This is a genomic window from Pedobacter frigidisoli, from assembly GCF_032678525.1.
Taxonomy (GTDB): Bacteria; Bacteroidota; Bacteroidia; order Sphingobacteriales; family Sphingobacteriaceae; genus Pedobacter; species Pedobacter frigidisoli_A.
Genome location: NZ_JAVTSE010000006.1, coordinates 29,881 through 51,541, shown reverse-complemented (window position 1 = coordinate 51,541; position 21,661 = coordinate 29,881). Strand labels below are relative to the sequence as shown.

Here is a 21,661-nt window from a genome sequence, read left to right as displayed (position 1 = left end):
CTAGTTTAATTTAAGGATTTCTTTGATGTCTGAGATGATCTTATTCGCCAGACTTTCAGCAATCGTTTCATTTTCAGCTTCGCTGTAAATCCTGATGATTGGCTCAGTATTAGAACGGCGCAAATGTACCCATGTTTTATCAAACTCAATTTTTAATCCATCGATGGTACTATATGGCTGCTTTTTATATTTCTCTTCAACCTGCTTAAGCAAATTGTCAATATCCATTTCCGGAGTAAGGGTAATTTTGTTTTTAGAAATATAGTATTGAGGATAACTGCCTCTTAACACTGAGATAGATTTACCAAATTTGGCCAGATGGGTCAAAAACAGGGCTATCCCAACCAAGGCATCTCTGCCGTAATGCGATTCGGGATAAATGATTCCACCATTCCCTTCTCCTCCGATAATTGCATTGGTTTCCTTCATCTTGTTCACCACATTTACCTCACCAACGGCCGATGCATTATAGTCGGAACCTGCCTGCTCCGTTACGTCGCGCAATGCACGGGTTGAGGAAAGATTGGAGACCGTATTTCCCGGCGTATTTTTTAACACATAATCTGCAACAGCAACTAATGTGTATTCTTCGCCAAACATGCTTCCATCTTCATTTACGAAACACAAACGGTCTACATCCGGATCTACAACAATGCCCAGATCGGCATTTTGCTTCTGCACTTCTTTCGAAATTTCTGTTAAGTTCTCTGGTAATGGCTCAGGGTTATGTGGAAAATGCCCGTCGGGAGTACAATAGAGTTCAGTAATTCTGGTCACTCCAAGTGCTTTTAATAAAGCAGGAATAAAAATACCACCCGTAGAATTTACGCAATCGATAACGACTTTAAAATCTGCTTTTTTGATCGCCTCAACATCAACTAATGGCAACGATAATACCTTATCAATATGTTTTTGAACATAGGTATCGTTTTTTATCACTTTGCCTAACTGATCAACTTCTGCAAATGCGAAAGCACCCGTCTCCGCAATATCAAGTACATCCTTCCCATCGGCTTCGCTGATAAATTCACCTTTGTCATTTAATAGCTTTAAAGCATTCCACTGTTTGGGATTATGGCTTGCGGTAAGGATAATCCCCCCACCTGCCTGCTCATCAGGAACAGCCACTTCCACCGTTGGTGTAGTAGAGAGACCTAAATCAATTACTTCAATTCCAAGGCCCTGAAGGGTTCCAACAACAAGGTTATTAACCATTTCACCCGAAATGCGGGCATCCCGGCCAATCACAATCCTTTTATTATTGGTTTTCTGAACCACCCAGCTACCAAATGCAGCTGTAAATTTTACGATATCTAAAGGGGTTAAACCGTTTCCGGCCTGGCCGCCAATGGTTCCTCTTATTCCTGAAATTGATTTTATTAACGTCACTCCTCTGTGTTTTTATTGAATCTCAAAAATACGAAAAAAAAGCAAGACAGCCCCTATTTCGAAGCAACCAACGGTATTAAATTACATTGCTTTTATATCAGTTTACAGCATACAGGGGAAGAAAATTATGCTGACTTGCATAATCAAACGTATGCGCGAGTGAGTAAATTGAGAAATAAAATATAAAAAAATCCCTGCCTGTTTTAAATCAGGCAGGGATAAGTCATTCAGGCCTAAATTATTTACTGAATTCTGCGAAATATTTGTGAAATAAAGGCAAAGTTTCAATTCCTTTATAATAGTTGTAGATATCGTATTTCTCATTTGGCGAGTGAAGTGCGTCACTGTCTAAGCCAAATCCAAACAATACCGATTTAATGCCCAGTACATCTTCAAACAATGCAACAATTGGAATACTACCACCCCCACGGGTTGGAATTGCTTTTTTTCCAAAACTATCTTCAATGGCTTTTTCAGCAGCACGGTAAGCAACGCTATCAGTAGGCGTTACTACTGGTTCACCACCGTGATGCGGGGTAACCTTAACCTTCACATTTTTTGGAGCAATACTTTCAAAATGTTTAGTAAAAATTTCTGCAATCTCTTCCGAACTCTGATTAGGTACCAAACGCATTGATATTTTGGCATTTGCCTTACTTGGTAAAACGGTTTTTGCGCCTTCGCCAATATAACCGCTCCAGATACCATTCACTTCCAGTGTCGGACGTGTTCCCGTACGTTCAAGTGTAGAATAACCTTTTTCTCCCCAAACTTCTTCGATATCCAGATCTTTCTTATATTCTGCTTCATCATATGGAGCCGAATTCAAAGCTTTTTTCTCCTCATCGGTCAACTCAATCACTTTATCGTAAAATGCAGGGATAGTAATATGATTATTTTCATCATGTAACGAAGCAATCATTTTACATAATATAGTGGCGGGATTAGCCACTGCACCACCATAAACACCCGAGTGCAGATCGCGGTTCGGACCAACAACCTCCACCTCCATATAGGCTAAACCACGTAAACCTGTTTCAATAGAAGGGTGTTCCATACTGATCATTGAAGTATCTGAAATCAATACCACATCTGCTTTCAGTCGCTCAGCATTGTCTTTAACGAAGATACCCAGATTGGCCGAACCTACCTCTTCCTCTCCTTCAATCATGAACTTAATATTGCAGGCAAGCGTATTTGTTTCTTTCATCAATTCAAAAGCTTTTACATGCATGTAGAATTGTCCTTTATCATCACAAGCACCACGGGCGTATATTTTACCATCGCGTACTGTGGGTTCAAAAGGCGGAGTGTGCCACAACTCCAGCGGATCTGCAGGCTGTACATCATAATGACCGTATACCAATACAGTAGGCAATGCGCTATCTATAATTTTCTCACCATAAACAATCGGGTAACCAGCTGTCTGGCAAATCTCTACATTATCTGCACCGGCATCTTTCAGCTTCTGAGCCACGTAATCAGCGGTTTTTAAAACATCACCTCTGAATTTAGGATCAGCACTAACCGAAGGAAACCGCAAAAGCTCGAACAACTCATCTAAAAAGCGTTGCTTGTGCGTTTCTACATAATTTTTAATCTCTTGCATAACAAAATGAATTTGGGCAAATATAGGTGTTACGGTTTAAAGGTTATAAATGCACGACGATTAAAGTATCTGCTACCCGCCTGTTCCCTATCAAAAAATTAAAACAACGGAATTTAAGCAAACCAAACTTTGCTGTTAATGGTTAAATAAACCGGATGTTAATATTGTTAAAAAGCCTGCAAATGTATTGCTGATGATACTATTTTTTATGTAAATTGCGGCTTTTAACGGATATCCTTAAACCCTGTAAGAAAGAACATTGTAAATGAAATTTAGCACGATACTTACCTCTCTTCTGCTGCTTTTTTTCATCTGTCCTGAAAGTTTTGCTCAGGTAAGTACTACTCCGGCAAATGTAAGTTGCCCTGAAGCAGCTCAGTATTATTCCAAAGACAGTATCAATATCGTAACGTTCGGGGCCAGCACCGTTGAAGGCGTTCAGGGTCTCGGCTTCCAGAATGCACTTAAAAATAATTTTTTACAGTGTTATCAGAATAAGGTGGTTGACATCACCAATTTTGGAATAGGGGGACAAACCACCTCACAAGGTTTGCTGAGAATTGACAATGCGATAAAAGACAGAACGGGCTTCATCGTTATCGATATGGGAATTAACGATGCTTTGGCAATTGTTAATGGCAGAGGAAGCGTGGCGGAGACAGAAGCAAATATGCGTTCATTACTCAACTCCAGCGTAGCACAGAAATTAGTGCCTATAATATGTACCCTGCAGTTTGTCGACGATAGAAATAACCCAACCCTTGTTAAAGCAAATGCCACGATTAGGGCACTTAATACTGTGTACAGGAGACTGGCATCCGAATATAAAATATATTTGGCCGACATCAATGCCGCTATAAGAAGGGACTTTTCCTTATACCAGGACCCTTATCACCCTAACGCACGTGGCTACAGACTCATCAGTTATGTGATCTTCGATACCATCAACAAAGCGATTTTTGATAGATTCCTGAAATTTGTTGTATCTCAAAACTACCCTAACCCTGCTTCAAGCCAAACATTCCTTGATATTGTCCTACCTGAAACAGATAAAATAAACATTCAGGTTTTCGATCTGATGGGTCGACTCGTGAAAACTGTTGTGAATGAGTACCTGAATACCGGGAAACATACACTGGAGATTAACACTACAACATTTGTTCCCGGCATTTACTTCTTCAAAATCACTTCTGACTCAGGGCAATATAATACGGCAAAGAAATTTATTGTTGCCAGGTAACGAGCTTGCCTGCATCTTTGACAAGTTAAAGGATCATAATTCCTTTAATCTCGCCGGTTTTCTTATAAACCTCTATCACCTCATCTGCATTTTGAACTTGCTTCTTAACCGTTATCGAAACATATTTGCCGGTTTTTGATGGCTGCTCAAGAAATTCATCATCAGGTAAAACTTTACGCAACTCTTCTACCTTATCCAGTCCACCGGTAATGATAAACTTGAAATGATATAGTCCCGGAAACTGCTGAACACTTTCCAGTTTTTCCTTCAAATTGGTATAAATATCGGCGCTTGCGCCTTCAGGGATATCAGTAAACTCAATGTCTTTATTCATTTTTTTCTCTTCCATAGCAGCGATATATCAAATTCTATTCCCAAAAAAGAACCATGTAATTTTGGCATAAGCACGATTAACTTCTATTTATCCACAAATTCAATAAAAAGCCCGGGAATCATTATTTTTGACCCTCAAAAAAACAGGAGCCGATTTGGACTATTTAGAAGGATTAAACCCACAACAAAGAGCAGCAGTAGAAAATACAAAAGGACCGGTAATGATTGTTGCAGGTGCTGGTTCGGGAAAAACACGAGTAATAACTTTCCGTGTGGCCCACCTGATCCAAACCGGAACTGATCCTTTTAACATTCTCGTTTTAACCTTTACCAACAAAGCCAGTAAGGATATGCGTGAGCGGATCAGTAAGGTGGTGGGGGCTGAAGCTAAAAACATATGGATGGGTACCTTTCACTCTGTTTTTGCAAAGATTCTTCGTGTTGAAGCAGAAAAAATCGGTTATCCGAATAACTTTACCATTTACGATACCGACGATACCAAGAGCGTGATCCGTGCAATCCTAAAAGAAATGCAGCTGGATGATAAATTATATGCACCAAACTTTGTATACGGAAGAATTTCCTCGGCTAAAAACAACCTGATTTCCTGGGGTGAGTATCAGGCCAATGATCAGATTCAGGCTGAAGACATTCAGAATAAACGGCCTTTATTAGGTCAGATTTATGAGCAATACGCCAAAAGATGTTTCAGGGCAGGTGCAATGGATTTCGATGATCTGTTGTTTAAAACCAATATCCTGCTTAAAGAGCATCCTGATGTTTTAAATAAATACCAGCAAAAATTCAGGTATCTGATGGTGGATGAGTATCAGGATACCAACTTTTCTCAATATACCATTGTAAAAAAACTCGCAGCCGCCTATCAGAATATCTGTGTAGTGGGCGACGATGCGCAGAGTATTTACGCCTTTCGTGGAGCGAATATTCAAAATATCCTGAATTTCGAACGCGACTATCCTGATTTAAAAGTTTATAAACTTGAGCAAAATTACCGTTCAACACAGAATATCGTTGATGCTGCCAGCAGCATTATTGCCAATAACAAAAACCAGCTGGAGAAGAATGTCTTTTCCGAAAATGTTGAAGGCGACAGGATAAAGGTTTCCCGCGCATTTACCGATAACGAAGAAGGAAAACTGGTTGCCGAATCCATCATTCAGGAACGCGGCCTGAAGGGTTATCAATATCATGATTTTGCCATTCTCTACCGTACGAATGCACAAAGCCGGGCCATGGAGGAGGGCTTACGCAAGCTGAATATTCCCTATAAAATCTACGGCGGGACGTCTTTCTACCAACGTAAAGAGATCAAGGATTTGATTGCCTACTTCCGCCTTACGTTTAACCCGAAAGATGAGGAAGCCATAAAACGCGTAATCAATTACCCCAAACGTGGTATTGGAGATACCTCCATCGATAAAATTATTGTTGCAGCCGATGAGCACAATATCACCATGTGGGACGTGATTTCAAATGCCCACATGTATGTTGATGGCCGCCTGGCCAATCAGCTAAACGATTTTTCAATGATGATTCAAAGCTTTCAGGCCGAAGCGAAAAAGCTTGATGCATACGATTCAGCATTATTCATCGCCCAGCACGCAGGTATTTTAAAAGAACTATATACCGATGATAGTGTGGAAGGCAGAGCCCGGTATGAAAACATTCAGGAGTTATTAAATGGTATCAAAGAGTTTGCCGAACGTGAAGATATAGAAGAAAAAGGCCTGGATGTATTTATGCAGGATGTGGCACTGCTAACCAATGATGATAAAGACGGCGACAAAAACAAGGATACCGTCTCCCTGATGACCATTCACTCTGCAAAGGGTCTGGAATTTAAAAATGTGTTTATTGTTGGTCTGGAAGAGAACCTTTTCCCCTCTCAAATGTCAGTAAATTCCCGCTCTGATCTGGAAGAGGAACGACGCCTGTTTTATGTGGCCATCACCAGAGCAGAAATTAAGTTGACCATCACCTACGCTACATCACGTTATCGCTGGGGAACCTTAACCAACTGCGAACCAAGCCGTTTCATTAATGAAATCAATCCGCGGTTTTTAGAGTTGGATGTTAAGCCTGCAAAAAGCAATATGCTGGAGGGTAGTTTTGACGATGAGCGCAAAACCTGGACATCTCAGCCCCGCGATTTTTTCAGCAAGCCGAAACCGGCCGGAACAACTTCTGCCCCACCTCCACGCCCTAAAACCACTTCGTTGCTGGCCAAAGCACACGTACCTACCGCAGGCTTCACGCCATCACAGCCCAATGAATTTCAGAATGGCATGGAAGTGGAACACGAAAAATTCGGTTTTGGTAAAATTGTAAGCCTGGAAGGAAGCTTACCTGATGTAAAAGCCACAGTATTTTTCCAGGGCTTAGGCAACAAGCAGTTATTACTGAAGTTTGCAAAGCTCATGATTGTGAAATAACGGTATCATGCCTCAGCTTAAACTTAGGCTGTGGCTAAGCGATATTTCCCCGCCGGCTTCCGCTTCAATACTTCTTTCTGTGGCTATTATTTTGAAAAAGCCCGAAATTATCCTTATTATTGAAGTCGGTTCTCCCGACCACAAACCATGCAACTTACTAAGTTAGAAATTAAAGGATTTAAGAGCTTTGGCGACAAGGTGACCATCAATTTTAATGAGGGAGTTACAGCTATTGTAGGGCCGAATGGTTGTGGAAAATCGAATGTTATTGATGCCATGCGCTGGGTTTTGGGAGAACAGAGTACCAAAGCATTGCGTTCCGAGAAGATGGAAAACATCATTTTCAACGGCACAAAAAACAGGAAACAGGCACAGCTTGCAGAGGTTTCGTTAAGCTTTGACAATACCAGAAATATTCTGCCCACCGCTTACTCGCAGGTTACGGTTACCCGAAAACTCTACCGGAACGGTGATAGTGAATATCGATTAAATGATGTTCAATGCCGTTTAAAAGATATCACAGATTTATTTTTAGATACCGGTATAGGCTCGGATAGTTACTCCATTATCGAGCTTAAAATGGTTGATGAAATCATTAATAATAAAGAGCATAGCCGCCGTTCCTTATTCGAAGAAGCTTCGGGCATTTCCAAATATAAACTCCGAAAAAAACAAACATTTAATAAGCTTAAAGACACTGAAGTGGATTTGGAACGCGTTGAAGACCTGCTATTCGAGATTGAAAAGAACTTAAAAACACTCGAAAACCAGGCCCGGAAAGCGGAGCGCTACTACAAGTTGAAAGAACAATACCGCGAACTGAGTGTACAGCTGGCCACCCACCGGATTGCCTTTTTCCGTACGGATTTAAATACGCTGGAAACCCAGGAACAAAGCCAGCAGGTTTTCAGAACTGAGCTAAGCACAAAAATAGATTCCCAGGAAGCCGAATTGCAAAAGCTCAAACTGGGAAGCATCAATCAGGAAAAAAACTTATCTATCCAGCAAAAGGCAACGAATGAACTTGTTTCCAAAATACGTGCCTATGAAAGCGAGAAAAAAGTAAAAAATGAGCAGATGCGCTTTTTACAGGAAAAGGAAACCCGGGTATCAGGAGAGCTGGAAAAAGATAAAAACCAGGTTAATCATATCAAATACAATATCAAGCGTTTAAACGAAGAGGTATTAACAGAGACTGAAGTTTTTAATAAGGTAGAATCTGATTTAAAATTGCTTAAGTCCACTTTGGATACATTCCGTGAACAGCAGCAAACGGAAAAAAACAGGCTCGATAACTTCATCAAATCTGTTAATGATTTACAAAATCAGGTATATCAGTCTCAAAAAGAAATTGATATTTTAAATATCCAGAAAGATGCCTTGGTGCAGGAGACCAACAGAAATGTTGACGATACTGAAACCAAAACACTGGAATTGAAAGCTTTTGATCATGCATTGGCCGAGCTGGACATTCAGGTTGGTGAAAAACAGCTCACCATTAAACAACTGAAGGAAGCAGAAGACATTTTAAAGCAAAAACTGTTGGAATCAGAGCTTAATTTAAGTTCAAATAAAGAAAAACTAACAGCCGAAAACCGTAAAAAAGACGCTAAACAAAACGAATATAACCTCACCAAATCGCTCGTAGATAGCCTTGAAGGCTTTCCCGAATCTATTCGTTTCTTAAAAAAGAATAATGCGTTCGCCAAAAATGCATTGCTCCTTTCTGACATCTTGTTTTGCAACGAAGATTACCGCATAGCAATTGAAAATTATCTTGAACCTGTAATGAATCATTATGTGGTCGAAAAGTATGCTGACGCTGTGCAGGCGATCAATTTACTTACTGATGCCAGTCGCGGGCGCGCCAATTTCTTCATTCTCGAAAATATTCCGGATAAAAATGTTGCACTTGCTAACCGGGAAGGACTAATCTCTGCACTATCCGTAATTGAAGTTGATAAAAAGTATCAGAATCTTTGTAACCTGTTGCTGCAAAATGTTCACATTGCTGTAAACGAACAGGAACAGCTTTTTAAGGAGACGCCAGCAGAGAACCTCACCATTTTAGCTAAAAACGGTAAGTATGCGCAAACACGGGTTACGTTAGCCGGTGGTTCTGTCGGGCTCTTCGAAGGTAAAAGAATAGGCCGCGCAAAAAACCTGGAGAATCTGGCGAAAGAGATTAAGGCATCAGAATCCCTTATCAATCAGTTCAATTCAGCAATAAAAGCAGAAACGGACAATATTTTTACCCTGAAAGAGGCTTCAAAAGTTAATCAGATCAACACCTTGCAACAGGAGTTGAACCGTTTGAGCAATGAACAGATTTCCGTTCAAACCCGTCGCGATCAATACCAGGAATTTATTACAACCAGCGAAAACCGTAAAACCGACATTGCCCAGAAGATTGTATCGATTGAAAAATCACTTTCAGAAAAGCTACCGGCGCTGGTAGAATTGCAAAAAAAACAGCAGCAAGACCATATAAACCTGCAGGAACAGCAAATTAACTATCAGGAACTTGCCGATCAGGTTAACGAAACTGCTGGCAAATTTAATCAGGACAATATTCGTTTCCACCAGCAACAAAATAAACTATCGGGCCTTGAAAAAGATCTTGATTATCGTTTTGTGCAGGAAGAAGCGTTAAACAAGCGGGTTGCCCAAAACGAAAAAGAACTTCAGGAAACCCTGGCCCAAATTACTGAAACCTTGCAACATACCGATTTGAGCGATGATACTCTTCTTGAAATGTATCAGCAGCGCGAAGAAATGGAAAAGGGCCTGGCGGATGTAGAGAAGGAATATTTTGATAGTAAAGGCAATATCAACGAAGTAGAAACCAACCTGTCTACCATCCGTAAAAACCGTGAAGAAACAGATTTTGTCTTAACGGAAATCAAAGACAAGAAAAATACCCTCAAAATAGATTTAAATTCCCTGAAAGAACGTTTAGCCGTAGAATTTAACATTGATATCAACGACCTGCTGGAAACTGAAACGGAAATTGAAGCACTGGAAAGTGAGTTCGAAATCAGACAAAAAGTAGAAAAAATGAAACGTCAGCTGGATGAGTTTGGCGCAATCAATTCCATGGCAATGGAAGCTTTTAAAGAAATGGAAGAACGTTATGTGTTTATCCAGAACCAGAAAAAAGACTTAAACGCTGCCAAGACTGATCTACTCCAAACGATAAAAGAAATAGATGATACTGCAAAAGATAAGTTTATGCAGGCCTTTACCCAGGCCCGCGAGCATTTCATTGTGGTGTTCCGTTCATTGTTTAATGATGAAGATAGCTGCGACCTGATTCTATCAGATACCGCTAATCCTTTAGAAGCAGATATTGACATCATTGCCCGTCCGAAAGGAAAAAGGCCGCTATCTATCAATCAGTTATCAGGAGGAGAAAAAACGCTTACTGCTACAGCCCTTTTATTTTCGCTGTATTTACTAAAACCAGCTCCCTTCTGTATCTTTGATGAGGTTGATGCTCCGCTCGATGATACCAACATTGATAAGTTTAACAATATTATACGTAAATTCTCCGGTCAGTCGCAGTTTATCATCGTTTCGCACAATAAGCGCACAATAGCCAGCACAGATATTATTTACGGTGTAACCATGGTAGAGCAAGGGGTATCGAGAGTAGTAGCAGTAGACTTGAGAGAAGTGGCTGCATAGTTGATACTATCTGTGCAAGGTACGCGTTATGAATAACAAAATGAAAATACCATATATTCTTTCCTTAGCCATCGTGCTAAGCAGCTGTTCATCAGTAAAAAATCAGACCTCATCAGGTTCAGGTAAAGTGGATACTCAACTACTTAAAGATGTTGAAGTGCTTTCTTCTGATGCATACCAGGGTCGAAAAACCGGCACCAAAGGTGCGGAAATGGCCAGGGCTTATATCCGGGAAAGGTTTCAGAAACTAGGCCTGAAGTCATATCCGCAGCATGTAAACTATGCTCAGGACTTTACATTCAACTCACGCGGTGGAACAAAGGTAAACGGAACAAATCTAATCGGCTACATCCCTGGAAAAACAACAAATGTAATCGTAGTTTCTGCTCATTACGACCACTTAGGGATTATAAAGGATCAGGTTTTTAATGGTGCAGACGACAATGCTTCAGGATCGGCAGGCCTGTTAAAGATTGCCGCCTACTTTGCGAAGAACAAACCGGTAAACACCATCATTTTTGCAGCATTCGATGCGGAAGAAATGGGACTGCAGGGTGCGAAAGCCTTTGTGGCTAACCCTCCGGTTGACATCAACACCATTGCCGTTAATTTAAATATGGACATGATCAGTCATAGCGATAAGGGCGAATTGTATGTTAGTGGTACATTCAAATACCCTGAACTGAAAAAGTATGTAGATACAACGAGAAAGGAAATCAGGGTGATTTTAGGCCATGATGATCCTAAACTTGGGCATGACGACTGGACCAACCAAAGTGATCAGGGTGCCTTCAATGCTAAAAACATCCCGTTTCTTTATTTCGGTGTAGAAGATCATAAAGATTATCACAAAGCAACCGATGAATATTCCACCATCACCAAACAGTTTTTCAGTGATGCAGCCAATGCGGTTCTGGATGTCGTAAAAAGCATCGACAAGCAGTCTCAACTGCAGGAAACTTTAAAAGATAAAATGCTGATGAGGGATAACCCGCAAAAAGTAAATAAATTCTAGAGGGCTACTTAAAACAAAAGGCCTGTGTAAGTAGGCCCTTTGCAAAAATTATTGAGGCACATAAACCACATATTTCGTATCGAAAAATTCTTCTTCAAAATATTCTGAAAGCGGATATAATTCTGCTTTCAGTTTTGATTCTCTGATTTCTTCATCTAAATCTCCACCTTTCAAATATAAAATACCATTAGGAATGGCGTTCAGTGTTTCTTTTTTAAACTTTCCCTGAATCCATGGATAAAACTCGCCCAGGCGGGTTACAGCCCTTGATACCACAAAATTGAATTTATCTTTAATTTGCTCTGCCCTCAGATGATCGGCTTTTAAATTATCCAACCCTAAAGCAGCGGCAACTTCTTTCACCACTTTAATCTTCTTCCCGATCGAATCGACCAGATGAAACTGCGTATCAGGAAATAATATGGCCAGCGGAATCCCTGGAAAACCACCACCCGTTCCAACATCCAATACTGATTCACCCTTTCTGAATGTACAAACTTTTGCTATACCAAGTGAGTGAAGCACATGGCGCTCATATAACTCTTCAATATCTTTTCTCGAAATCACATTAATCTGGGCGTTCCAGAAAACGTATAAATCAAATAACTGTGAAAACTGATCAATCTGTCTGGCAGTTAAATCAGGAAAATATTTTAAAATGATATCGGGTTTTATATCAGCCATATGGTAATTCTTAAAAGTGTAATCTATTTCCAGTTAACTTTTTTCTTGCCAAACATGGCCAGAAATCCGTTTAGTGTTAAAAACAGGAACAAAAGTATATCTAAAATTGGGAACCACCAACGCAAATCTCCATAGTTCAGCCTTTTCAACAACTTTGGATATACGAAACACCTGATCACAATACTTAACAAAAGTATTGCACCAGCCATATATTGGGCTTCCCTGCTAAAGAACATACAGGCTGCAAATGATCCGTAAAACATAAACTGCATCACAATTTGAAGGCTTAAAATGAACTTATGCTTCGCTTTATAGAGTTTTCCAGCTCCAAAATGTCGTTTCTTTTGCCTTAAATAACCACCCCAGGTGCGGTTAGGCTCACTCCACACGTGGCTGTCCATATTTAAACGGATTTCAGTATTGTATTTGCTGGCATGAGCATTTACAAACAAATCATCATCTCCGGAAGGTATATGCATGTGCGCAGCAAAACCTTTGTTTTTGAAAAACAAGGCCTTTTTGTAAGCCATATTCCTGCCTACACCCATATATGGCATTCCTTTTAAAGCAAAGCCCAGGTAGTTAACTGCCGTAAAGAAAGTTTCAAAACGAATCAGCGCATTCAGCAGACTACGCCTTTTCAGGTAAGGGGAATAGCCTAACAAAATTTCTGTGTGCTCATCTGCCGGCTGTTGCATACTCATCAGCCAGTTGTCTGAAGCTGGTGTACAATCCGCATCTGTGAATACCAACCAGTCGTACTTTGCGGCTTTAATACCCATGGTGACTGCAAATTTTTTACCCGCTAAAAATTTGTCATTGTCCAACACTTTCACCACCTTCAAATTGCTGTACTTTTTAGCCATTTGCTCCAATAGCTCCTCTGTTCCATCCCATGAACGGTCATTAACAACTACAACCTCATATTCCGGATAGTTTTGAGTCATCAGCGTTGGCAGGTATTCACCTAAATTTGCAACCTCATTTCGTGCACACACCACAACACTCAACGGCTTTCGGGCTATCGTTGGAACGTCTTCAACTACCGCATTCGCCAGTTTAAGGTGAACAAACAGGACATAATATAACTGAACCAGCAGGCAAAATACCAGAATGGAGAGCAGAATAATTTCTATAGGGGTTAATATCACGATGATGAAATAAATAGGGTCAAATTTCTCATTTTTAATCTGTAATACGCCTTGATGTGGAAAAAAATTAAAGAAAAATATGCCCTCAATTTTTGCTATTTTTGGAAGATTTTTGACGAGAAAAAATACATGTTAACCGTCCGGCATCAAAACGCCAATTAGCTTTGGTTAAGAAGTATTTTGATGGGGGAAAACTCCATTTAATATGGAGAAAATAAAACGATACAGATGAAATTTAGTTTACAGGCTAAAGACCCACAGTCTAAAGCCAGGGCCGGTACAGTTACGACAGCGCACGGCGAAATACAGACCCCGATATTTATGCCTGTTGGCACCGCCGGAACCGTTAAAGCCGTACACCAACGCGAGTTAAAACAGGATATAGATGCCCAGATCATCCTTGGAAATACCTATCACTTGTACCTGCGACCAGGCTTGGATATCCTTGAAAAAGCAGGAGGATTACATAAGTTTATTGGCTGGGACCGCCCGATCTTAACTGATAGTGGCGGCTATCAGGTTTATTCGTTGAGTAAAGTACGTAAGATAAAGGAAGAAGGTGTAACCTTCCATTCGCACATCGATGGCTCTAAACATCTGTTTACACCCGAATACGCCATGGATATTCAACGCACCATTGGAGCAGATATCATCATGGCTTTCGACGAATGTACACCCTATCCTTGTGATTATACCTATGCAGCACAATCAATTAAAATGACCCACCGCTGGTTACAGCGCTGCTGTACTCATTTCGATAATACAGCACCTAAATATGGTTTCGAGCAAACGCTTTTCCCCATCGTGCAAGGATCAGTTTACAAAGATTTAAGGATTAAGTCTGCAGAATTTATTGCAAGTATGAACCGCGATGGCAACGCCATTGGGGGGCTATCCGTTGGGGAGCCTGCTGAAGAAATGTATGCCATGACGGAGATTGTTTGCGACATATTGCCGTACGAAAAACCACGTTATCTAATGGGTGTAGGCACACCAATCAATATTCTGGAAAACATTGCACTTGGTGTAGACATGTTCGATTGTGTGATGCCTACCAGAAATGCCCGTAACGGAATGTTATTTACCAGAAATGGCATCATTAATATCAGAAATAAGAAATGGGAAAACGACTTTTCTCCATTAGATGCAGAAAGTGACTTGCATGCTGACCAGGTAACCAGTAAAGCGTATTTACGCCACCTGGTACACAGCAATGAGATGCTTGGTGCACAGATTGCAACGCTGCACAACCTGCACTTCTACCTATGGTTGGTAAAGCAGGCACGCGAGAGAATCATAGCCGGAGAGTTCTATGACTGGAAAAATAAAATGGTTAAAGTTTTAGGTAACAAACTATAAAAATGAGTCTACTAAAAGGGAAAATTAAAATCATCGATCAATATATCATAGGCAAGTACTTGGGTACATTTGTTTACACACTCGCCATTTTTGTGATCATTATTGTGGTATTTGACCTGTCTGAAAAGATGGATGATTTTATGAAGAGCGGACTCAGCCTTTGGGGCATTCTTTCCAAATATTATGCCGGGTCCATCCCCTTTTATGTAAACATGCTATCGCCACTGATCAACTTCATCGCAGTAATTTTCTTTACCGCTAAAATGGCCGATCAAACCGAAATAGTACCCATACTCAGCGGAGGCGTCAGCTTCAACCGGTTCCTGTTTCCATACTTCATTTCCGCCAGCGTCATATTCTCCGCAAACCTGGTTTCCAACCTGTATATACTGCCCTATACCAATACCCTTAAAAACAATTTTGAAAACACTTTTGTAAAACGAAATGACCCTTCAACCAAGTCAAATATCCACATGAAACTGGATAACAAGACTTACATTTACATTGATAATTTCGATAATAAAACCAATTACGGATACCGGTTTTCACTAGATAACTTTGACGGCGATGTACTGACTAAAAAGATCGTTGCAGAAAGCATTAAATGGGATTCATTGAAAAGAAAGTGGCAATTGAGCAACTACTCCATACGCAAAATAGATGGCTTAAAAGAGACCATGATTTACGGTACCGGAAAGCTTAAAGATACCATTCTGGATATGCGCCCTGATGACTTTTCGGCCTATGATAACGTGGTCCAAAACCTCACAACAAAGGAGCTGTCTGACAAAATCAGAAAAGAAAAAACAAGGGGAACAGGAGTCATGAACGACCTTCAGTTTGAGCGCTACAAGCGCTTCTTTCACCCCCTATCTGCCTATGTACTTACCCTTATCGGTGTGGCACTTTCTTCACGTAAAGTTCGTGGTGGAGTAGGTGTTTCACTGGGTATAGGAATCTTTATCAGCTTCGCTTACATTGTGTTCAATCAATTTACACAAATGTTCTCCACCAAAGGTGGACTCCCCCCTCTCGCAGCGGTAATTATGCCGACTGTTTTCTTTGCCATCTTAGGCCTTTACCTACTAAAAAGAGCACCAAAATAGTCGATGGACGACAATAAAAAAAACCTGTTAATCTTACACCTCACCGTATTGGTTTGGGGCTTTACAGGCGTACTCGGAAAACTGATTTCTATCGACGCAGTACCACTCGTATGGTACAGAGTGCTGATTGCAAGCATCACACTTTTTGCGTGGTTTCTAATCACAAAAAAAAATATAAGGGTTACGAAAAAACAACTTATTCAGTTTATCCTAACGGGTGGAATTGTTGCCATCCATTGGATTTTCTTCTTCCACGCTATTAAAGTTTCTACCGTTTCGGTTACGCTGGTATGCCTTTCTTCTTTCACTTTATTCACCGCTATTTTCGAACCGCTGATCAAAAAACAGCCGGTACAAATCGGAGATATTTTTATCGGGCTTTTAATTATTTTTGGAATTTATCTGATATTCAAATTCGAAACCCAATACACATTAGGAATTATTTTTGGTTTGCTTGCCGCTGTAGCGTCGAGTTTGTTTTCAACAATTAACTCCACGTTAGTTCAAAAAAGTGAACCCTCCATCATCGGATTTTATGAGCTTGTAGGTGCTTTTTGCTGGATCACACTATATAGATTTTACGACGGATCTTTGCTAAATACGCCATTCAATCTGAATATTACCGACTGGATTTACATCACAATATTGGGGACGTTTTGCACCTCCGTAGCCTATGTAGCAGGCGTATCTGTGATGCGAACTTTATCCGCATTTAGGGTCGCCTTAATCACTAATCTGGAACCTGTTTACGGTGTAATCCTTGCCTTCTTTTTCTTTAAAAATAACGAACAAATGACCGGTGGTTTTTATGCAGGAGCAGCCATTATTATTGGCTCCATTTTCCTATATCCGATCTACAAAAAAAGAAGAAATAAATTATAGGAAATCCGCCCCAAATTTACACTCAAGTCCCCGATTTACACAGGCTATCAACGGCGACAATTAGCGCCATCAGAAGCCTCAAAAAAACATCATGAATCCATCAAAAACGCGTAGGAAATCCCCTCAATTACGCAAGCTAAAGGCCTGAGAAAAGGACTTTAAAATACCTTCGAAAAACACCGGACCAACAGCCAGAACCAGCGTTCTATAAACAGTATTTCTCTCACCGATATATGGGATTCACCACAATCCAATCGCTCTAATACGCTTAAAAATCCAGCTTATCTTCATTAAATATTCAGACAAAATGTTAACTATTAAGGCTTTTACCATGCTTAGCAGCTTACATTTTCGGAAAAACAGTATGATTAAACCGTGAGGAGCTCAAAAACAAAAAAACCATACAAAAATCTGATTATCAATAAATTAAAAATATTTTTAACTATTTTGATAAAATGTGTTTTAAAGACGCCAGCAGGTGAATATTGCAAAGAAACTCAATTAGCAAGTGCTTTTTAGCGCGAAACATGCCTCTTTTGTATACAAATTTTGCAAACTAACGAACTTGAGACAGAAAAATACGACACTAATAAACAGTGAAAAAATTTACAATGAAAGCAAAAAACCGGCTGGACTCAAACTGAAATGGGGATAACAGAATTCAGATCATAACTGCACCTGATAACTTTTCATTAAGTATTAGCCGGGTAAAAAAGCAGAAGTTAAAATCCAAGGAAATGACATAAAGTCACCAAAAAAAAAACTAATCAAGACTAAAAAATTTGCGAAGAGCCACTGATACATCCTATAAGCGTAAGCGACAAAAACATCACCTAATCCCGGGGTGAAACTCTAAAAAAGCACCATATTTAAACAGCTAAAAACAATATTGATGGGAGTCAGATTTCAAAAGTTGAATGGACGTTCTTCAAGAAGCGGAAATTCCCTATCAGCCAAATTAGTTTTAATCCCAAATTAATAGCTGGACGCAGCCGAATGGCAGCTACATATTCGACAACATAAATCTATTACTGTCAAATTTTTTTCCGCTAAAATCATTTAAATAGTGTAATTTAATCTCATTATTGCCAGCCCGATAAATTGAACAGCAGACACCTGAAATAAGGGTTTTTAGCGACATAAATCATAGCAATAAATATTAAATACAGAATTCTTTTGATTTTATTATAAATCTATAAATCAATATTTTAAATAATATTATTTAAATTTAAAAAACATATAATTAATAGATTGAAATTTTCATAAAACTAAATATTTTAGCAAATCAACTAAATGACTATCAAATACAAAAATAAAAATCTATTCATCAAGCATTTAGCTATTTTAACATTAAGCCTTATTTCATCATCGGTTTTTGGGCAAATTTTTAGCACTGCACAAAACCCACTTAGTGTAAAATGGAGCTATATTTCATCTGGTGGCTTTAATATCATCTATCCCCGGGAATTGGAAAAGGAGGCACAACGAATGTCCAACACCCTACCCCTTATATACCCTAGGGTTGGCCTGAGCTTGCAGCAGCAAAAAACATCGGTTCCGCTCATTCTGCAGAACCGGGGAACCATCGCAAATGGATTTGTTCAACTGGCCCCTCGCAAGTCTGAATTCTTTGCCACTCCGCCACAGTATTTCGATAGCCAGGACTGGTTGAATAACCTGGCTGTTCACGAACTTCGACATGTTGCGCAATTTGACAAATTGACAGGAACACAAACAAACCCTTTTCCTGAGCTGGTCTACTTCGCCTACTTTGGGGCGGGGATACCAACCTGGTTTTTTGAAGGTGATGCGGTGGTGAACGAAACTGCACTAACCGAATCGGGACGAGGCCGGCAACCCAACTGGATCATGCCCTTCAGAGCCTCCATTCTGGAAGGCGAAAAATTCTCTTATAGCAAAGCATACTTCGGATCGAATAAAGATGTCACTCCCGGCTATTATCAAACCGGGTATGCGATGGTCGCGAACATGAAGGCACAGTACGGACAGTTCATTTCCGACAGCCTACTTGGCGACATCAGAAAAAGACCGCTAAGACTTTACCCCTTCTCCCGGAGCCTAAAAAAATTCACCAAACAAAACACAAAAAATTTCTATCTTTCTACTCAGGAAAAACTGAAGCAAGAATGGACAAACCAGCTTAAAAAAGACCAGAAAGAAAACTACCTTTCCGTCAACAAAAAAACCACTCTGGCAACCAACTATTTTTTACCTGTAAGGTTAAATAAAAATCAGATCCTGACACTTAAAGAAAGTAAACAGGAAGCAAGATATTTTGTGATCATCAACGATGATAAATCAGAACAAAAATTATTCGGGATTGGTTATCAGGAGCAGCCCTGGTTCAGCTACAAAAACAACACCCTGATCTGGGATGAAATAAGATACGATCCAAGATACAAACAAAGAAGCTATAGCGTAATCTGCTCCTACAATTTCATCACAAAAAAAATCAGGAAATTAAGCAGCCGAAGCCGCCTCTTCTCCCCCAGTCTTTCGAACGACGCAACAAAAATTATTGCCGCCAAAGTAGAACTTAACAATCAGTTTAATCTGGTCGAAATAGAAACCGCATCAGGGCGGATTTTAAAAACATATCCGAATCCGGAGAATGAAATTTTGCAAACCCCGGCTTTTGATGAAACCGGAAAAAAGATCGCTTATATCGGCGTTACCGAACAGGGCAAAAATTTAAGTCTGCTTGAAAACGGGACGAAAAAAATAATCATCGCGAACAGCAGACAACAACTCAGCCGGCCGGTTTTTATCGGCGAACAAATTCTGTTCAACGCCCACTTTAATGGTACCGATAATATTTACGCGATCGATCCGCAGACCAAAAAAATTGAAGCACTAACGAACTCCAGATATGGCGCATTCAATCCTGGCGAAAGTCAAGATGGTAAGCTAATCTTCAATGACTATAAGCTAAACGGATACGAAATTACTGAGCAAATACTAAGCCCAAAACCAATAGGCGAAGATGCTTTTGTGGACTTCGCCTCAGCGGCAGAAAAACAGGAAAATACAGGAAACGTTTTCGATAATATTCCCGACAGTACCTTTCAATCTAAACCCTACCATCAGGCACTAAATCTTTTCAGTTTTCACAGCATCATCCCCACCATTGATAACGAATATACTTTCGGTCTCGAACTTCAGTCCAACAATCTGCTCAACACCATGAACGTTTATGCCGGCGCGAAATACCACAGAGATCTGAAGCGTTTCGAGTACACGGCAGACATTAGCTATAAAGCACTCTACCCGGTGTTATCTGTACTTTATCGAAACCGACCGAGAAGAACGTTCTATCGCGCTAAAAATGTGATTCAGCAAGGCGACTGGCGGGAGAACTATACCAAGCTGAACGCCTCCATCCCATTTTCTTTTAACGCAAGGAATAATACCTATGCATTTACCCTAAATGCGGCAACAAGTTTTACGCAACGGTACCTTCCCGAAAACATGCCGGCTAACTTTATTCGTGAACTTAAATTCCCGATGGAGTACAGCTTTGCTTTCAATCACAGCACCAGAACTACCGAACGGGATATCGCTCCAAAATGGGCGCAGGTTTTAAGGGCTACCTACAATCACCAACCCTTCGATAAGAATTTAGGAGGAGAGATTATGGCTTTGGAAAGTTTCTTTTATTTTCCGGGACTGGCAAAAAACCACTCCTTCCTGGCCAGCTTCAATTACCAGAAAGCAACTGGCGTAAACCAATACTCCACCGAAATATCTACCGTGTATGGTTACAATAATATTTTAGCAAAAACTAAATTACAAAATACCCTTTTGTTCAATTACCGATTTCCATTTGCCTTTCCTGACTGGGAGCTTGGCTCACTGGCTTATGTAAGAAACTTCAGGGCAGGTTTTTTTGGCCACTATGAAAACATCGGTGTTGATACCAATATCAGGGAACCTAAAACTTTTGGATTAGAATTAAACAGTAGCTTAAACATTTTGAGGTATCAGCCTGTTGTAGATGTTGGAGCAAGGTTGGTTTTTGTTAACAAGATATACAATCAAAATCCGATATTAGAGTTTTCATTTAATTATAGCTTTTAACACCATGAGCGGAAAAACCATTTTCATCATCATCTTAACTGTATTGCTTACCGTATTTCTGATGGTGAACACCGAACCCGTTGATTTCGATTTTCTTGTCGGAACGGTTCCAGTATCTAAACTTCTGGTCATCGGCATCTGTATTGTAATCGGATTCATCATTGGGTTTGTAGCTGGTCGTCCACGCAAAACAATCAGCAGCTACGACGATGAAATTGAAAGGAATCAATCAACTCCTGCAAACAAAAAGGAGTTGAGCGACGAAGACAGGGATTACATCAGTTAGAAATAAAAACCGCATTACACCTGATGTAATGCGGTCATAATTTCTCCGTAAAGCAAACCACTTCCACCACCATAGTGCTGAATGATTTTTAAACTGGGTCTCAATTCCAGCAGACTTGCCTTTAAAGCTTTTTCTTCTTCATGGTCTATTCCGTTACCAAGTAAAACCAGATCAATGTGCTGTGCTTTACAAACGGCAACCGCTTCCTCATCCGCACACACACAAATCCCTTTCCACTCCGGCCTGGCATTCAGTAAACGATTCATCACCACTGTAATTTCTGTATCTCTCCCGATGTAAAGTATGATAGTTTGCATATTTTTTTTTAAAAACAAATAAACCCCGCAGAAACTAAAATCTGCGAGGCAT

15 protein-coding genes are annotated in these 21,661 nt (G+C 40.1%); 9 read left to right on the top strand and 6 right to left on the bottom strand.

Annotated features, from left to right (window positions below):
• The gene (glmM, locus tag R2Q80_RS16535) at positions 1–1,389 is read right to left on the bottom strand and encodes a phosphoglucosamine mutase (protein WP_316800664.1); all 1,389 of its coding nucleotides are present in this window, start codon (positions 1,387–1,389) and stop codon (positions 1–3) included.
• Positions 1,390–1,627: 238 nt separating this feature from the next.
• Positions 1,628–2,998, bottom strand: coding sequence for a dipeptidase (locus tag R2Q80_RS16530; RefSeq protein ID WP_316800663.1), 1,371 nt, complete (start codon positions 2,996–2,998; stop codon positions 1,628–1,630).
• Positions 2,999–3,263: 265 nt separating this feature from the next.
• Between R2Q80_RS16530 and R2Q80_RS16525 the strand changes: the two genes are divergently transcribed.
• Positions 3,264–4,238, top strand: a complete 975-nt coding sequence (locus tag R2Q80_RS16525; protein ID WP_316800662.1) for an SGNH/GDSL hydrolase family protein — start codon at positions 3,264–3,266, stop codon at positions 4,236–4,238.
• Between the two features lie 25 nt (positions 4,239–4,263).
• On the opposite strand, the gene R2Q80_RS16520 is transcribed toward R2Q80_RS16525, so the two are convergent.
• On the bottom strand, positions 4,264–4,587 hold the full coding sequence (locus tag R2Q80_RS16520; RefSeq protein ID WP_316800661.1) for a DUF493 domain-containing protein: 324 nt from the start codon (positions 4,585–4,587) through the stop codon (positions 4,264–4,266).
• A gap of 139 nt (positions 4,588–4,726) precedes the next feature.
• On the opposite strand from R2Q80_RS16520, the gene R2Q80_RS16515 reads away from it, so the two are divergent.
• From R2Q80_RS16515 to R2Q80_RS16505, 3 genes are all read left to right on the top strand, one after another.
• Positions 4,727–7,024 (top strand): ATP-dependent helicase, encoded by a 2,298-nt coding sequence (locus tag R2Q80_RS16515; protein ID WP_316800660.1) that lies wholly within the window; start codon positions 4,727–4,729, stop codon positions 7,022–7,024.
• 147 nt (positions 7,025–7,171) lie between these two features.
• Positions 7,172–10,711 carry a chromosome segregation protein SMC gene (smc, locus tag R2Q80_RS16510; protein WP_316800659.1) on the top strand — a complete coding sequence of 1,180 codons (3,540 nt, stop codon included), beginning with the start codon at positions 7,172–7,174 and terminating at the stop codon, positions 10,709–10,711.
• A 40-nt stretch (positions 10,712–10,751) separates the two neighbouring features.
• Entirely contained in the window at positions 10,752–11,726 is a 975-nt protein-coding gene (locus tag R2Q80_RS16505) for a M28 family peptidase (protein WP_316800658.1), read from the top strand.
• A gap of 48 nt (positions 11,727–11,774) precedes the next feature.
• Here the strand turns inward: R2Q80_RS16505 and rsmG are convergent, their stop codons facing one another.
• A complete protein-coding gene (gene rsmG / locus R2Q80_RS16500; RefSeq protein ID WP_316800657.1) occupies positions 11,775–12,410 on the bottom strand; it encodes a 16S rRNA (guanine(527)-N(7))-methyltransferase RsmG in 636 nt (211 codons plus the stop codon).
• A 23-nt stretch (positions 12,411–12,433) separates the two neighbouring features.
• Positions 12,434–13,561: a glycosyltransferase gene (locus R2Q80_RS16495; protein ID WP_316800656.1), complete on the bottom strand. Its 1,128-nt coding sequence runs from the start codon at positions 13,559–13,561 to the stop codon at positions 12,434–12,436.
• A 228-nt stretch (positions 13,562–13,789) separates the two neighbouring features.
• Between R2Q80_RS16495 and tgt the strand changes: the two genes are divergently transcribed.
• From tgt to R2Q80_RS16470, 5 genes are all read left to right on the top strand, one after another.
• Positions 13,790–14,920 (top strand): tRNA guanosine(34) transglycosylase Tgt, encoded by a 1,131-nt coding sequence (tgt, locus tag R2Q80_RS16490; protein WP_316800655.1) that lies wholly within the window; start codon positions 13,790–13,792, stop codon positions 14,918–14,920.
• A 2-nt stretch (positions 14,921–14,922) separates the two neighbouring features.
• Positions 14,923–16,026, top strand: a complete 1,104-nt coding sequence (locus tag R2Q80_RS16485) for an LptF/LptG family permease (RefSeq protein WP_316800654.1) — start codon at positions 14,923–14,925, stop codon at positions 16,024–16,026.
• 3 nt (positions 16,027–16,029) lie between these two features.
• Positions 16,030–16,908 carry a DMT family transporter gene (locus R2Q80_RS16480; RefSeq protein WP_316800653.1) on the top strand — a complete coding sequence of 293 codons (879 nt, stop codon included), beginning with the start codon at positions 16,030–16,032 and terminating at the stop codon, positions 16,906–16,908.
• 1,293 nt (positions 16,909–18,201) lie between these two features.
• Positions 18,202–21,006, top strand: a complete 2,805-nt coding sequence (locus tag R2Q80_RS16475; protein WP_316800652.1) for a hypothetical protein — start codon at positions 18,202–18,204, stop codon at positions 21,004–21,006.
• Between the two features lie 4 nt (positions 21,007–21,010).
• Positions 21,011–21,292, top strand: a complete 282-nt coding sequence (locus R2Q80_RS16470) for a LapA family protein (RefSeq protein WP_316800651.1) — start codon at positions 21,011–21,013, stop codon at positions 21,290–21,292.
• A 14-nt stretch (positions 21,293–21,306) separates the two neighbouring features.
• Here the strand turns inward: R2Q80_RS16470 and R2Q80_RS16465 are convergent, their stop codons facing one another.
• Entirely contained in the window at positions 21,307–21,609 is a 303-nt protein-coding gene (locus R2Q80_RS16465) for a hypothetical protein (RefSeq protein WP_316800650.1), read from the bottom strand.
• Positions 21,610–21,661 lie beyond the last annotated feature (52 nt).